Source organism: Oribacterium sp. P9, assembly GCF_046365365.1.
GTDB lineage: Bacteria > Bacillota > Clostridia > Lachnospirales > Lachnospiraceae > Oribacterium.
The window spans coordinates 1-16305 of record NZ_JBKEIS010000004.1 but is presented as its reverse complement, the minus strand read 5'-3'; the positions used below and the strand labels follow the sequence as shown (position 1 = coordinate 16305).

Here is a 16305-nt window from a genome sequence, read left to right as displayed (position 1 = left end):
GAAAATGCACACCATGCCTACTATAGAGTGAAAAATATGACCAGAACCAGTGAACTAAAAGAAAACAGCGGAAACAGTCGGATCACCGTCTCCCTCGGGGCAGATGTCAGTGAAGGCTATGTGCTGCGCTATGAGCTGCACCCTGCAGAGCACTTCACATTCACAGCGATGACGCTGGGGCTCGAAACGCCGCAGCAGCTCGGGGAGCGCCTCGCTGCACAGGTCATCGCAACCCTCGATGAGAGAGAGGAGCAGCCGGATCGCATCGCCTGCGACCTCTACCCGAAGTTCCCAACGACCTACGCCGCTGAAGTCCTCGCGGAGCACTATCGGGTGCCGATGCTTCGTATGCAGAAGTGTCACCGCGCGATTCTCGACGCGATGGATGCCAGTATGCAGTCCGATGCAACGCGAACTCCATCGCTTCGCGAGGATGGGCAGATGAGCGCAGATGCAGAGAAGATGGATACAGCGTCCCATCGCATCGAACAGCTGAAAACGCACAGCACAGCCGCAGCAGCGGACGTACGTCACGCGAGCACTGCCGTGCTCGGCATCTGCCTCGATGACCTCAGCTACGGCTCCGACGGCACGCTCTGGGGCGGCGAGATCCTCGAGATCTCCGGCGAGGGCTTCACACGTCTCGCCTCGATCCATCCCTATCAGCTGATCGGCACGAATATGGAGCTTCACAGCTCGGCGCCATGGCAGATCGCCGTATCGATGCTCTATGACCTCGCGCGTATGGCCCATAACGAGGATGAAGCCATCCGGGACTTCGTCGCGAAGCAGGCGGCCTCCGAAAAGGTTCACCTCCTCGATCTCTGCAGCCTGAACGACGCCCGCGCTCAGTATATCGCGCAGGATCGAAATAAAAACACCACCCGCTCCACCTCAGCGAGCGGCCTCTTCGACGCCGCCGCAGCCATCCTCGGTTTCCAGCGCATCAGCACACCGACGGGAAGAACAGCGATGGAAGCATTGACCGAAACCGCGGAAGCGTTCGAACAGCAGGCGGTTTCGGGAAACACCGAGCCATATGTAGAAAATGACCTGCATGGATCTACGGATATCCGAAATGCAGCACAAAGCGAAATGTATGGATGCGCCGAACGAGACCGAAAATCGATCATTCTGCGTGGAAAATATAAGGCGCAGATCGACGCGCTCTACGCGAAGCTCGAGAAGCTCATCGCGGCCGCCGAAGAGATGGACGACCCAACCCTCGAGCCGGGCGACCTCTGGGAAGACACCGACGACGGTGCCTTCAGCGAAACCAACGCCGACGACCATCCGGACATCCTCCACACAGAGCAGCTGATCCGCCTCCTCGCCGACGAACGGATCCGCTACCTTACAAGCCTAGGAAAACGCAATTACGACCACCCGCTGAATCGGAAGCACCCGGACGCAGGCAGCGCCGACGACAACAGCCGCCTCCTCGCCTGGTTCCTCCTCGACGCCCTCGCAAAGATCTGCGTTCAGTACTGTGCAGGAAAGCACGTTGTGCTTTCAGGGCATTTCCTGAAAGCAACGCGCTTAAGGGAACGATTCGAAGAAAAACTTAAGCTAGCACGCGGCCCTGTAGTATGGTAGAATACTTCAGATAGAAGCTTGTGGGGGATCGTGATACGCGTCGTTTCCGTACGCCCCGCGCGCACTATGAAAAGGAGATACTATGGCAGAGAAGAATAGAAGAGTCATGCTGAAGCTGTCCGGTGAGGCACTGGCAGGTGAAAAGCATTTCGGCTTTGATGATGATACGATTCGGGCCGTCGCACAGGAAGTGAAGACCGCAGTCGATGCCGGCGTACAGCTGGCCATCGTGATCGGTGGCGGTAACTTCTGGCGTGGTCGTCAGTCCGTGGAGGTCGATCGCTATAAGGCAGATCAGGTCGGCATCCTCGCAACCGTGATGAACTGCATCTATGTTTCCGAGATTTTCCGGACACAGGGCATGAAGACGAAGGTGATGTCTTCGATCCAGATCGGCGACATGGCCGAGCTGTTTAATAAGGATAAGGCGATCAAGGCGATGGAGAAGGGCACAGTCATCTTCTGTGCCGGCGGCACCGGCCACCCGTACTTCTCGACCGACACCGGCGTCGTACTCCGTGCCGTCGAGCTGAACTGCGAGGAGATCCTGCTTGCGAAGGCCATCGACGGTGTATACGATTCCGACCCGAAGACGAATCCGAACGCGAAGAAGTTCGACACCATCCGTATCCAGGATGTCGTCGACCAGCGCCTCGGCGTCATCGACCTTTCCGCATCCGTCATGTGCATGGAGAACCACATGCCGCTCGCGATCTTCTCCCTGAACGAGAAGAACGGCATCTCAAACGCACTGAAGGGAAAGATTACCGGCACCCGCGTAAGCGCAGACTGAGGATGCCCAACATGTCCGACGAGAACGCCGCGCGAAGCATGCACAGCACGGTGCTGTCGATGACGCAGCGCGAAGAGATACACAGCACATCCCAGCGCAGTGCTGATGATGACGCAGCGCGAAGAGATGCAGCACGAGGACAGAAGCATTGGCCCACAGGCCGAACTGAACTTATCAACAACCCGAAAAGGGTAACAATAGGAGGAGCAGATCATGGATGATCAATTTACCATTTACATCGAAAAGATGCACAAGACCCACGATAATCTGATGGACGAGCTTGCGACCATCCGCGCAGGCCGTGCGAACCCGCACGTACTCGACCGTATCACGGTGGACTACTACGGCACACCGACCCCGATCCAGCAGGTGGGCAATGTTTCCGTCCCGGAGGCACGTCTCATCCAGATTCAGCCATGGGATAAGAGCATGCTGAAGGAGATCGAGAAGGCCATCAATGTGTCCGAGCTCGGTATCAATCCTGTAAACGATGGTACCGTCATCCGTCTCGTATTCCCGGAGCTCACCGAGGAGAGACGTAAGGAGCTGACGAAGGATGTTAAGAAGAAGGGTGAGGCAGCGAAGATCGCCATCCGTAACATCCGTCGTGATGCCATGGATCTCGCAAAGAAGCTCGAGAAATCTTCCGAGATGACCGAGGATGATCTTACGAGAGCGACCAAGGACATCCAGGAGCTCACGGATCACATGTGTGAGAAGATCGACTCCTCTGTCGAGGCGAAGAACAAGGAGCTCATGACCGTTTAATCGGTGGCTTCGTAACGAGCACAGCGATCTGGAGAGACAGAAGGAGGATTGCGACACGCTCCGTGCGTGTTCGCGGGCCTGCGCACCCTGTCTTAGAGGAGATTTCAGTGGATATCATCAATTCTGAGGGCCGGAACATCCCGGCCCATATCGCCATCATACTGGATGGCAATGGACGCTGGGCGGAGCATAAGGGCCTCCCGCGTGCCATGGGCCATAAGCAGGGCTGTGAGACGCTGGAGAAGACCGTCGCCGACTGTGCGCGTCTCGGCGTGCAGTACCTGACCGTCTATGGCTTCTCGACTGAGAACTGGAAGCGCTCTGAGGAGGAGGTCGGTGCCCTGATGAAGCTCTTTCGCTTCTACATGGTGAAGCTCATCAAGGTCGCGAACGAGCATAACGTACGCGCCCGCATGATCGGTGAGCGCAGCCGCTTCGCACCGGACATCCAGGAGGGCATCCGCCGTCTCGAGGAGGAGACGAAGCAGAACACCGGCATGACCTTCGTTTTCGCCGTGAACTACGGCTCACGCGACGAGATCGTCCGTGCGGTTCGTAAGTACACGATCGAGGCGATCCGCGCAGGAAAGAGTGAAGAGGAGATCGAGGCGCTGACCGAGCAGGCCTTCGCCGGCTACCTCGACACGGCCGGTATGCCGGATCCGGATCTCGTCATCCGCACCTCCGGTGAGTTCCGCATATCGAACTACCTGCTCTGGCAGAGTGCGTACGCGGAGTACTACATCACGCCAGTGCTCTGGCCGGATTTCACGAAAGATGAGCTTCTGAAGGCGATCGACAGTTTCAACAGCCGGGAGCGACGCTTCGGTGGTCGGAAAAAGTGATGTGCTTCTGAAGGTCTACAATGCTCCCGTCAGTCGGGCGTGACGCTTCGGCAGCAGAAAATATAAATATCCGAGCGGAACAGGCTTCCTTTTGCGTTGTATCAACAGTGTGTAAGGGTGGCCTGTCCTTTGTATTTTGAGGTACACTATGGCAGAAACTGAGAACTTAAAGAAAGATCAAAATGAAAAGAAGATGAAGTCCTTCGTCACGCGGCTTCTGAGCGGTATCGTGCTCGTCCTGATCGCGATCCTCACCGTCCCACGCGGCGGACTCCCGCTGTTTGTCCTGACCTTTCTGATCTCCATGATCGGACTCTTCGAGCTCTACCGCGTCTTCGGCATCGAGCACACGTCCCTCGGACTGGTCGGCTATCTCACGACCATCGGCTACTACATCATCGTCTGGTTCCATGTCGAGGAGTACTACCCTCTGATGATCGTGCTCAGCCTCATGGCGCTGATGGCCTTCTACGTCATCACCTACCCGGCCTACAAGATTTCTCAGGTTGCGAAGGCCTTCATGGGCTTCTGCTATGCCGGCATCATGATGAGCTACATCTACCAGACCCGTACGCTGCCGGACGGCAAGTACCTCGTCTGGCTCATCTTCCTCGCGAGCTGGGGCTCCGACACCTGCGCGTACTGCGCCGGCATGCTCTTCGGGCGTCATAAGATGACCCCGATCCTGAGCCCGAAGAAGACCGTGGAGGGTGCCCTCGGCGGTGTCCTCGGTGCAGCGCTGCTCGGCTGTCTCTATGCGACCGTCTTCCGGCGCGGCTTCGCTATCATCGCAAACCCTGGCATCGCCTGCGGTATCTCCTGTGCGATCGGCGCGCTGATCTCCATGGTCGGCGACCTCACCGCCTCCGGCATCAAGCGCGATTACGAGGTGAAGGACTACGGGCACCTGATCCCGGGCCACGGCGGCATCCTGGATCGCTTCGACTCTGTCCTGTTCACGGCTCCGGCGGTCTACTTCGCCCTGAGCTTCCTGATCTGACGCCGTCGCTGTCTGTGGCCAATGCAGCCGCCAGGAAGCATATACCCATCCGCTGCCTGCATCAGCCACGGCAGGATGCGTGGTCTCTGTGAAAGCAGTGAAGGATATTGAAATCTTTATGAATCGAGGAAAATTATGAGAAGATTAGTCATACTGGGATCAACGGGCTCCATCGGAACCCAGACCATCGATGTGATCGAGGGGGATCCCGAGATCCAGGTCACCGGACTCGCCGTCTATGGCTCCATCGAGCAGCTGAAACCGCAGGTGGAGAAGCTCCATCCGGAGGCCGTCTGCATCTATGATGAAGCGAAGGCGGAGGCCTTCCGAAGCTACGGACTCCCGGTGAAGGTGCTGAGCGGGATGGACGGGCTGATCGAGCTCGCGACCATGGAGCACTGCGATGAGGTCGTGGTGTCCGTCGTCGGCATGATCGGTATCCAGCCGACCATCGCAGCACTGAAGGCCCATAAGCAGGTCGCCCTCGCGAACAAGGAGACCCTCGTCTGCGCCGGTCACATCATCATGCCGCTGGCCGCGTCGTGTGGTATCGAGATCAAGCCGATCGACTCCGAGCACAGTGCCATCTGGCAGTCCCTCACCGGCGAGCCACATGACGCCATCGAAAAGATCCTGCTCACGGCCTCTGGCGGACCATTCCGCGGAAAGAAGCGGGACGAGCTTCGCGGGAAGACGAAGGAGGATGCGCTGAAGCACCCGAACTGGTCGATGGGACGGAAGATCACGATCGACTCCGCGACGATGGTCAATAAGGGTCTCGAGGTCCTCGAAGCCAGCTGGCTCTTCGATGTACCGGTCGATAAGATTCAGGTCGTCGTGCAGCCGCAGTCCATCGTGCATTCTGCCGTACAGTATGTTGACGGCGCGGTGAAGGCGCAGCTCGGCCTGCCGGACATGCGTATCCCGATCGAGTACGCCCTGTATGCGCCGAACCGCCGTGCGCTGAAGGAGGACGAGCGACTCGACCTCGCAGCACTGATGCAGCTTACGTTCGAAAATCCGGATATGGAGACCTTTAAGGGCCTCGCCCTCGGCTACCGCGCCGGCCGGACCGGCGGCTCCATGCCGACCGTCTACAACGCCGCGAACGAAGAAGCGGTCGCGATGTTCCTGCAGGACCGCATCGACTTTCTGGAGATCGCCGACGTCATCGAAGAAGCCATGGACGCCCATGAGGGCCACGTCCTCGCGGCACCGACCCTCGCGGAGATCCTCGAGATCGAAGCCTGGGCCCGCGACTTCGTACGGACACACTCACAAATCGTACGAGTGTAGGTATCTTCTTCGGCTAAGTAACAGTTCAGCTAAGGGGACCCGGCTTGATTTCACACGGCCTCTACGTATGGCCTCTGTTGCCGCCCCTCCGGGACCCTTTTTATTAAGGAGTTTATGACTATTATCAGTATTATCATCGCTATATTCGGCCTCGGCTTCCTGGTTTTCTTCCATGAACTCGGTCATTTTCTGGCTGCGAAGCTCTGTCACGTCGGTGTCCTCGAGTTTTCCATCGGGATGGGGCCGCGGATTCTCAGCCGTGTCGTCGGAAATACACGATACTCCCTCAAGCTTCTGCCGCTCGGCGGAAGCTGTGCGATGCTCGGAGAGGACAACGCCGGCTCCGGCGATTTCTCGACCCCGCAGGGCCGCGCGGAGGAGCGTGCTGTCACTGGCGATGATGCAGGCATAGAATGTCGGGAGAATGTCCAGCCTGAGGCCGGTCGTCCTGCATCCAGCACAGATGCCGACACGTTTCCGAACCGGGAAGCCGGTTCAGAACTGCACTGGGTCGACTACGACGGTGTCCGTTTCCGGAGTGATGAGATCGCGAAGTACAGCTTCAACGAGAAGTCGGCGCCGCAGCGCTTCTTCATCTGCATCGCCGGTGTGCTGAACAACTTCATCCTCGCGACCATCCTCGCCTTCGTGCTGGTCGGCTTCTGTGGCTATGACCGTCTTTACGTCATGGACACGACGCCGGATACACCCGTGGCGGAGGCCGGCTTCGTGCGCGGGGATGCACTGCAGTCGATCGGCTATGAGGGAAAGTCGAAGAGTGCAGTACCGGGCTACCGGGACCTCTTCATCTGGCTCTATGTAAATGCCACCGACTTCGATGAGAACACGAAGCTGGAGGCCGTGGTGCTTCGGGATGGAGTGAAGAAGACGCTCGACTTTCAGCCGTACTATGATGCAACGCAGCAGAAGTATAAGCTCGGTATCAGCTTTTACGGTGGTCGCTTCCTGCCGTCCGACCCGCGGAAGTTCGTCGAGGATGCCTTTTACGAGGTTCGCTACAACACGACCGTCGTGCTCCAGAGCCTGCGACTTCTGTTCCATGGCCGCGTACAGCGCCAGGAGGTCATGGGACCGGTCGGCACGGTGACGGTCATGGGCTCCACGGTCGAGCAGTCCTCCCAGTACGGTGCGCTCAATGCTTTCCTCGTACTGCTGGAGCTCCTCGTGATGCTCTCGGCAAACCTCGGTGTGATGAATCTGCTGCCGGTGCCGGCCCTCGATGGCGGACGCCTGCTGTTCATCCTGCTCGAGATGATCTCAAGACGACGCCTCGACCCACAGCTCGAGGAGCGCATCAACCAGATCGGCATGATCCTGCTGCTGCTTCTGATGGCCGTGGTCATGTCGAACGATATACTGAATCTGTTCACCGGCGCATACAGCGCGATGCTGGGGCACTGAAAGCACTTGTCCGCAGGATAAAAAGCAGGAGAGGCGTGCGCAAAGCGGCTACCGCGATCGGAACCGCAACGCGAAGTGAAGATATAGAAGGCCGGAGCATTGGCCGCATATACAGGAGGAAATGTGATGTTAGCAAGAGAGAAGACCCGTGTGGTTTCGATCGGAAATGTAAAGATCGGCGGGGAGAACCCGATCGCAATCCAGTCCATGTGCAACACGAAGACCGAGGATGTCGCGGCGACCGTCGCGCAGATCCACCGCCTCGAGAAGGCCGGCTGCCAGATCATCCGCTGCACCGTGCCGACCCACGAGGCCGCGCTGGCGATCCGCGAGATCAAGAAGCAGATCTCGATTCCGCTCGTGGCCGACATCCATTTCGACTACCGCATGGCCATCGAAGCGATGGAAAACGGCGCGGATAAGATCCGCATCAACCCGGGCAACATCGGCTCGAACGAAAAGATCCGGACTGTCGTGGACTGCGCGAAGGAGCGGAACATCCCGATCCGTGTCGGCGTAAACTCCGGCTCCCTCGAGAAGGACCTGATCGCGAAGTATGGCGGTCACGTCACAGCTGAGGGCATCGTGGAGTCTGCGCTCGATAAGGTCCATCTCATCGAGGACATGGGCTATGATAATCTCGTCATCTCCATCAAGTCCTCCGATGTCCTGATGTGCACCCGCGCGCACGAGCTCATCTGCCAGCAGACGGACTACCCGCTCCACGTCGGCATCACCGAAGCCGGCACTATGTGGTCCGGCAACATCAAGTCCGCCCTCGGCCTCGGGATGATCCTTTCCCAGGGGATCGGCAATACCATCCGTGTATCGCTGAGCGCGGATCCGGTCGAGGAGGTCAAGTCCGCGAAGCTCATCCTCCGTACCCTCGGGCTCCGGAAGGGCGGCATCGAGGTCGTGTCCTGTCCGACCTGCGGCCGTACGAACATCGATCTGATCGGGCTCGCCAATCAGGCTCAGACCATGGTGGAGGAGTTCGATGATAAGTCACTGAAGGTTGCGGTCATGGGCTGCGTCGTGAACGGCCCGGGTGAAGCGAAGGAAGCCGACCTCGGCATCGCCGGCGGTAAGGGCGAGGGCCTCCTCATCAAGAAGGGCGAGATCATCCGCAAGGTACCGGAGGATCAGCTGCTCGAAGTGCTCCGGGAGGAAATCGCAAAATTCTGATTTTGAAGTGGTTGACAGACAGGGGTCTGACCCCCTTTGTGGGGTCAGACCCCTTGAATTGCTTTACACAACGATAGCTTGAGAGGGTGTGATGGCAAGCAGTGAGGGCGGAGAAGCGTAAAGCAGTTCTCCGCACCACCGCCTGTCCATCAGCACTTAAAGGAACGTTATGAAGAAATTTTTTGAAGTTTTCGACAGCTTGAATCTGCCGAAGGAGATCGAGGCGCTGGTGACGGATACGTATGTGACGCGGGTGACGATCACGCGTGACCGGAAGCTGATCCGTATCCATATCCTGAGCGCGCATCTCATCGATAAGCGGAGCGTCTACGCGCTCGAGAAGGCGATCAAGGAGCAGCTGTTCGGCCGGAAGGAGATCACGGTCCGCATCGCCGAGGAGTTCCACCTGAGTGCGCAGTATAATCCGCGTACGCTCTACGATCTGTACCGTGATTCGATCCTTCTCGAGATGAAGAACTACGACATCGTGCTCTACAACATGCTGACCCGCGGGAAGCTCAGCTGGACCGCGGATGATACGATGTCGCTGACCGTGCCGGAGTCGAATCTCTATAAGACCGCTGCGAAGAAGCTCGAGGCTGCGCTTCACAGTATTTTCGAGAAGCGCTGTCATCTGGAGCTTCTTCTTGACATACACTACGAGGCGCGAAAGATGGTGGCCCCGGAGCAGCTCGCGCGCGATTATGTGCCGGGCGCAGAGGTGGACGAGGAGGCGGCTCAGCGCCGTCGTCAGGCGCTGCAGCAGAGCGAAGACTTCATGGATACCCGCGACCCGTTCAATCTGAGCGGCATGGCCCATGCTGCCGGCGACGCCATCGACGGTGGCGGTTCCTTTGGATTAACCCAGGGGAATGCTGCGTCGGCGCAACGTTGTGCGAATCCGGCTTCGGAAGCTCCGGCGGCCAATGCAAACGCCCGGAACACAGGCGCTCCGCAGCGGGAGGGCGGCTCCGGAAGCCGTTTCGGCGGCATCGGGGGCGGTAACGGCTCCTTCCAGCGGCGGAAGCGTGCGTTTAAGATGTCCGAGAACGAGGAGGTGCTCTACGGTCGTTACTTCGAGGGCGATGCTGTGAAGCTCGAGGACGTCGATGCGAGCTCCGGTAACGTCATCGTCGCCGGTCAGATCTTCCTCGTGCACGATCCGGTGCATACCCGTACCGGTAAGAACATCCTCAAGTTTGACGTCACGGATTTCACCGACTCGATCTCCGTGAAGATCTTCGTCGAGGACGAGGATATGGAGCTCGCGCAGAGCTTCGTAAAGCCGGGCACCGCGCTGAAGATCAAGGGCACCGTGTCCTACGACTCCTTCGATAAGCAGGTCGAGATGAGCTTCATCGACGGTATCGTACGCTATCAGCTGAACCGCGCGAAGCGGGAGGACCGCTCGCCGGAGAAGCGTGTGGAGCTGCATCTGCATACGAAGATGTCGGATATGGACGGTGTTACGGATGTCAATGACTACATCGACACCGCAATTTCCTTCGGTATGAAGGCGATGGCGATCACCGACCACGGCGTCGTGCAGGCCTTCCCGGATGCCAACATTTACCTGAAGAAAATCAAGCACGATAAGGACTTCAAGCTGATTTACGGCTGCGAGGGCTATCTCGTCGATGACCTAGAGACGATCGTGCAGAACGAGAAGGGGCAGGGGCTCGACCATGACACGGTGGTCTTCGATATCGAGACCACCGGCTTCAGTGCCGAGACCGACCACATCATCGAGATCGGTGCGGTGAAGCTTCGAAATAACGAGATCGTCGACCGCATGGATGTCTTTGTGAACCCGGGCGTGCCGATTCCGTTCCGCATTACCCAGCTCACGAGCATCGACGACAGCATGGTCATGGACGCAGATCAGATCGAGAAGGTTCTCCCGGACTTTCTTGACTGGTGTGGGGATGCCGTGATCGTCGCACACAACGCGGGCTTCGATACCGGTTTCGTTGCGAAGAACGCGAAGCGGCTCGGACTTCCGTATGCCCCGACGATCCTCGACACTGTGAGTCTCAGCCGTCTGCTGCTGCCGCAGCTGAACCGCTATAAGCTCGACACCGTCGCGAAGGAGCTCGGGGTCTCGCTCGAGCATCATCACCGTGCCGTGGACGACGCGGCATGCACAGCGGAGATCTACATAAAGGAGATCGAGATGGTGCGGGCACGGGGTGCGAAGCTGCTGTCCGACATCGATCATCTCGAGTTCGATCATGCCGCGAACGTCATGAAGCTTCCTTCCTACCATATCGTCCTGCTCGCGAAGAACGACGTCGGCCGGATCAATCTCTACCGACTCATCTCCGAGAGCCACTTAAAGTACTTTAAATCCCGTCCGCGTATCCCAAAGTCCCTGCTCCGGGAACTGCGGGAGGGTCTCATCATCGGCAGTGCCTGCGTCGCCGGTGAAGTGTTCCAGGCGATGACCCGCGGAGCGGATGAGCAGCAGCTCATGAACATCGCCTCCTTCTACGATTATCTGGAGGTGCAGCCGCTCGGAAACAACAGCTTCATGATCGCGAGTGACAAGTACACCGCGAACAGTACGCAGGACCTGATCGATTATAATCTGAAGATCATTGACATCGCATCGCAGCTCGGGAAGCCGGTCTGCGCGACCTGCGACTGCCACTATGTCGACGAGGACGACGACATCTACCGAAGAATCATCCAGGCCGGCCGTGGCTTCGACGAGGAGGAGAGTGATGCGAAGCTCTACTTCCGTACGACGCAGGAGATGCTCGACGAGTTCAGTTACCTTGAGCCGGAAAAGGCGAAGGAAATCGTCATCGACAACCCGAACATGATCGCCGACATGTGCGATAAGATCCGTCCGGTCCGTCCGGATAAGTGTCCGCCGGTCATCGAGCACTCCGACGAGACGCTGCGCCAGATCTGCCACGAGACCGCGCACCGCATCTATGGACCGGAGCTCCCGAAGATCGTATCCGACCGTCTCGAGACGGAGCTGAACTCGATCATCAGTAACGGCTACTCCGTCATGTATATCATCGCGCAGAAGCTCGTAGATAAGTCGAAAGAGGACGGCTACCTCGTCGGCTCGCGAGGATCCGTCGGCTCGTCCTTTGCGGCTACCATGGCGCACATCACCGAGGTTAATCCGCTGAGTCCGCACTATGTCTGTCCGAAGTGCTACTGGTACGACTTCGATTCACCGGAGGTCAAGAAGTATTCCGGTATGGCGGGCTGCGACATGCCGCCGAAGAAGTGCCCGAAGTGCGGTACGGAGCTCAACCGTATGGGCTTCGATATCCCGTTCGAGACCTTCCTCGGCTTCAACGGTGACAAGGAGCCGGATATCGATCTGAACTTCTCCGGTGAATACCAGGCGAAGGCCCATGCCTACACCGGTGTCATCTTCGGCGACGGCCACACCTTCAAGGCAGGCACCATCGGTACCCTCGCCGACAAGACGGCCTTCGGTATGGTGAAGAAGTATTATGAGGAGAAGGGCATCGATAAGCGAAGTGCGGAGATCGACCGTCTCGTACAGGGCTGTGTCGGCGTGCGCCGGACCACGGGCCAGCACCCGGGCGGTATCGTCGTACTGCCTCATGGCGAGGAGATCAACACCTTCACCCCGGTACAGCATCCGGCCAATGATATGCAAAGCCCGATCATCACCACCCACTTCGATTACCATAAGATCGACCATAACCTGCTGAAGCTCGACATCCTCGGTCACGATGATCCGACCATGATCCGGCGTCTGCAGGATCTGACGGGGATCGATCCGGTTAACGACATCCCGCTTGATAACAAGGAGGTGATGAGCCTCTTTGCTTCGACGGAAGCATTGCACATCCGACCTGAAGACATCCACGGCGTCAAGCTCGGCTGCCTCGGGATCCCGGAGTTCGGTACCTCCTTCGCGATGCAGATGGTCGAGGATACGAAGCCGAAGTACCTCTCGGACCTCGTGCGTATCTCGGGCCTTAGCCACGGTACCGATGTCTACTTGAACAACGCACAGGACCTCATCAAGAACGGCACGACCACCCTGCAGGAGGCGATCTGCTGTCGAGATGATATCATGGTCTACCTCATGCATAAGGGCATGGACCCGGGTGAGTCCTTCACCATCATGGAGTTCACTCGAAAGCATAAGGGCCTGAAGGACGAGTGGTGTCAGGACATGCTCGATCACGGTGTCCCACAGTGGTACATCGATGCCTGCAAGAAGATCAAGTACATGTTCCCGAAGGCCCATGCCGCCGCCTATGTCATGATGGCGTGGCGTGTCGCCTACTGTAAGGTATTCTATCCGGTCGAGTACTACACTGCGTACTACAGTATCCGTGCGGACGGCTTCGACTACGATAAGATGTGCGGCGGTATCGACAAGCTCCGCTACTACATCGATGAGTATATGAAGATCCCGCATCCGACGAATACGGAAGCGGTGTGTCTCCGCGATATGAAGATCTGCGAGGAAATGTATGCGCGCGGCATCGAGTTCGCGCCGCTCGACATCTATAAGGCGAAGGCGAAGGACTTCACGATCACACCGGACCGGAAGATCATGCCGAGCTTTACCTCCATGGCCGGGCTCGGCGAGGCCGTAGCACAGGGCATCGAGGACGGTGCGAAGAGTGGTGCGCGCTACCTCAGTAAGGACGACTTCATGAACCGGACGCACTGCCCGAAGGGCTTCGTCGATAAATTCTCGGAGCTTGGACTGCTCGGCGACATCCCGTCGTCGAACCAGATGAGTATTTTTGATATGCTGGGATGATGCCCGTAATAAAAGACCCCGGAGGACAGACTGTCCTCCGGGGTTCCTGTTTCTTAAGAATTTCGTAATGGGGTCTGACCCCATAAACTTCAGTTTAGATTCTGTTTAGAAAAATTTAATGGGGTCAGACCCCATTAAATTTTTATTAAGCGCGGATGTCGTAGCGGTAGCGCTCGAGAACCTTGCGGGCCTTCTCTTCGGATTCTTCGTCGTAGAAGGAGATGCGGAGCGCGCCTTCGCCGTGGTCGCGGCTGTTGTTGATGCCCATGTTCTTGATGGAGACGCCCTTCGATGCGAGGATGACGGAGATGGTCGAGATCGCACCGACTTCGTCTTCGATGTCGACGGAGAAGCTGTAATCGGCTGAAAGGACACCCTTGTTCTTCGCACTGATCGAGTTCCGGTACGCACGGGAGGACTCGAACATATGGAGGATCTTCTGGTCAGACGCATCCTTCTTGAGGGAGGCCGAGATGTCCTGCAGCTCCGCGATGTAGCGGTCGAGGAGTTCGACGAGCGGCTTACTGTTTGTGTCGCAGATCTGCTCCCACATCTCCGGGCTGGAGCTGGCGATTCGTGTGATATCACGGAAGCCGCCGGCAGCGAGGGTCTTCATGAGCTGGGTCTCATCATCGGAATCCTTCACGATGTTTACGAGAGAGCTTGCGATGATATGCGGTAGGTGAGAAACCGCTGCGGTGGCTGCATCGTGCTTCTCCGCATTGACCACGATCGGAATCGCACCGAGGGTCGTCGCGACGTTGCGGAGTGCGTCCACGAGGGCCGGATTCTCCGAGATCGGCGTGATGATGTAGTAGGCGTTTGAGAAGAGGTAGTCGGTCGCCGCAGCGTAGCCGGTCTGCTCGGAGCCGGCCATCGGATGACCGCCGATGAACTTGTCCCCGAGACCAAGCTCGATGGCCTTCTCACAGATAGCAGTCTTCGTGGACCCCACATCCGTAAGAACCGCGCCGTCCTTCATGAGCTTCGCCACACCCTCCATGTAGGAGACATTGACCTCGACCGGAGCGCAGAGGAAGATCATGTCTGCTTCCTTCAGACGCTCGCTGTACGGCGAATCGAGCACGACGTTTACGATCCCGTCCTCCTGCGCCACCTCGACACTTGATTTATTACGCGCATAGGCGAAGATTCTGGTCGTCGGGTCCGCCTTCTTGAGACCCTTCGCGATGGAACCACCGATGAGACCAAAACCGATAAATGCTACTGTTGTCATATCGTTACACTCCCTTTGATAGTGATCATATATCACATGATAACATAAGATGTGATTATTCCAAACACACGAGACTTTAGCACTAAAAAGTGCTAAAGTCAACCAAATGAAAGGTATTCGATAAGTTTATCAAGCATATATTATTACAGATGTGCAGAGGGTCAGACCCCATAAACTTCAGTTAATAATCTGTTTATAAAAAATTAATGGGGTCAGACCCCAATGTCGTCAACTTAACACTTAGACTCACGCGAAAGCGTGGGTCTTATTTTTTGCAAATATATTTATCAAAAGACTTGACAAAACCTCCCAAAAGTGAGGTCGCTTCGCGACCTTGTCAATCAAGGGGATGTTCGCAGCGGCGCGAACCCTTAACCGCACTTCAAGGAGGTCAGTCTTATGAATCGAATCAACATCTGCAAAAACATTATTCAATCCATCCGTGATTATATCACAAATCCGGATAACCTCGATGCTTATCGTGAAAAAAATCGCTTCGTCCGTAAGCGGAAACTATCGATTTTTCATGTAATCATGTACCTGCTCTTCACCTCGAAAGCGTCCATGTATCAGAACCTTTTCAAAATCCGAACGGAGCTGAAAAACCTTGAATTTCCTGATGTTTCCAAGCAGGCGCTCTCCAAAGCCCGCCAGTCCATTCATCCGGATTTATTCCTTTCACTCTTTAACATCTCCGTAGATTTGTTTTATAAGCAGCAGCCTCAAAGACGGACATGGAATGGTTACCATCTTTTAGCTGTTGATGGTTCCAAGATCGAACTGCCGAATTCGAAATCCAATTTCGAATTCTTTGGCGAAATGTCGACCTATCCAAATCCAGAGCGACGCTTCACTTCGGGGCTGGCATCGATCATCTATGATGTTCTGGATGATTACATCGTTCACGCTTCTCTCAGCCCGTATTTTGCCTCAGAGCGTACGGCAGCGAAGGAGCACATCGCAAATCTTGAAGCACTTGATATCTTCACCGATAACAGCATCGTCATCTTTGATCGAGGCTATTACTCTGAAGGTATGTTTCGCTTCTTTTCTGAGCGAAATCATCTTTGCCTTATGCGCCTGAAAAACAACGCAAAGATAGTTAAAAACTGCAAAGGAGACACTATATCCATCCTGTCTGGCAACCCGAAACTCGGAACGAAAGATGTAAAGATACGAGTCGTCGAGGTCGACCTTCCGAATGGAACCAAAGAATATCTCGCCACAAACATCTTTGATCCAGGCATCACGCCGTCGATGTTCCGTGAACTTTATTTCTATCGCTGGCCGATCGAAGTAAAGTACAGAGAGCTCAAAACCCGCCTATGCCTTGAAGAATTTTCAGGAGCAACTGCCGTCTCGATCATGCAGGAATTCTATATCAATGTT

The 16305-nt window shown here is 56.6% G+C and carries 11 protein-coding genes; 10 read left to right on the top strand and 1 reads right to left on the bottom strand.

All coding sequences use genetic code 11. The features are described 5' to 3' along the window. Positions 1-36: 36 nt before the first annotated feature. The 9 genes from ACK8P7_RS04185 (at position 37) to ACK8P7_RS04145 (ending at position 13679) form a co-directional block, all read left to right on the top strand. Entirely contained in the window at positions 37-1596 is a 1560-nt protein-coding gene (locus ACK8P7_RS04185) for a hypothetical protein (protein ID WP_410042978.1), read from the top strand. Between the two features lie 82 nt (positions 1597-1678). Beyond that, on the top strand, positions 1679-2389 hold the full coding sequence (pyrH, locus tag ACK8P7_RS04180) for a UMP kinase (RefSeq protein WP_410042977.1): 711 nt from the start codon (positions 1679-1681) through the stop codon (positions 2387-2389). 213 nt (positions 2390-2602) lie between these two features. Further along, positions 2603-3157 carry a ribosome recycling factor gene (frr, locus tag ACK8P7_RS04175; protein WP_410042976.1) on the top strand — a complete coding sequence of 185 codons (555 nt, stop codon included), beginning with the start codon at positions 2603-2605 and terminating at the stop codon, positions 3155-3157. A gap of 107 nt (positions 3158-3264) precedes the next feature. Next, positions 3265-4002 (top strand): isoprenyl transferase, encoded by a 738-nt coding sequence (locus tag ACK8P7_RS04170; RefSeq protein WP_410042975.1) that lies wholly within the window; start codon positions 3265-3267, stop codon positions 4000-4002. Positions 4003-4150: 148 nt separating this feature from the next. Beyond that, positions 4151-5002 carry a phosphatidate cytidylyltransferase gene (locus ACK8P7_RS04165; RefSeq protein ID WP_410042974.1) on the top strand — a complete coding sequence of 284 codons (852 nt, stop codon included), beginning with the start codon at positions 4151-4153 and terminating at the stop codon, positions 5000-5002. Between the two features lie 135 nt (positions 5003-5137). Further along, positions 5138-6298: a 1-deoxy-D-xylulose-5-phosphate reductoisomerase gene (locus tag ACK8P7_RS04160; RefSeq protein WP_410042973.1), complete on the top strand. Its 1161-nt coding sequence runs from the start codon at positions 5138-5140 to the stop codon at positions 6296-6298. Between the two features lie 114 nt (positions 6299-6412). After that, positions 6413-7720: a M50 family metallopeptidase gene (locus ACK8P7_RS04155; RefSeq protein ID WP_410042972.1), complete on the top strand. Its 1308-nt coding sequence runs from the start codon at positions 6413-6415 to the stop codon at positions 7718-7720. A 126-nt stretch (positions 7721-7846) separates the two neighbouring features. Then, a complete protein-coding gene (ispG, locus tag ACK8P7_RS04150) occupies positions 7847-8905 on the top strand; it encodes a flavodoxin-dependent (E)-4-hydroxy-3-methylbut-2-enyl-diphosphate synthase (protein ID WP_410042971.1) in 1059 nt (352 codons plus the stop codon). A gap of 169 nt (positions 8906-9074) precedes the next feature. Continuing rightward, positions 9075-13679 carry a PolC-type DNA polymerase III gene (locus ACK8P7_RS04145; RefSeq protein ID WP_410042970.1) on the top strand — a complete coding sequence of 1535 codons (4605 nt, stop codon included), beginning with the start codon at positions 9075-9077 and terminating at the stop codon, positions 13677-13679. A 145-nt stretch (positions 13680-13824) separates the two neighbouring features. Here ACK8P7_RS04145 and ACK8P7_RS04140 read toward each other — a convergent pair whose 3' ends face one another. Further along, complete coding sequence (locus ACK8P7_RS04140) at positions 13825-14916, bottom strand: prephenate dehydrogenase/arogenate dehydrogenase family protein (RefSeq protein ID WP_410042969.1); 1092 nt, start codon at positions 14914-14916, stop codon at positions 13825-13827. A 399-nt stretch (positions 14917-15315) separates the two neighbouring features. Here ACK8P7_RS04140 and ACK8P7_RS04135 point away from each other — a divergent pair. Beyond that, positions 15316-16305: IS4 family transposase (locus ACK8P7_RS04135; RefSeq protein WP_410042968.1), on the top strand; the 990-nt coding region annotated here is incomplete at its 3' end.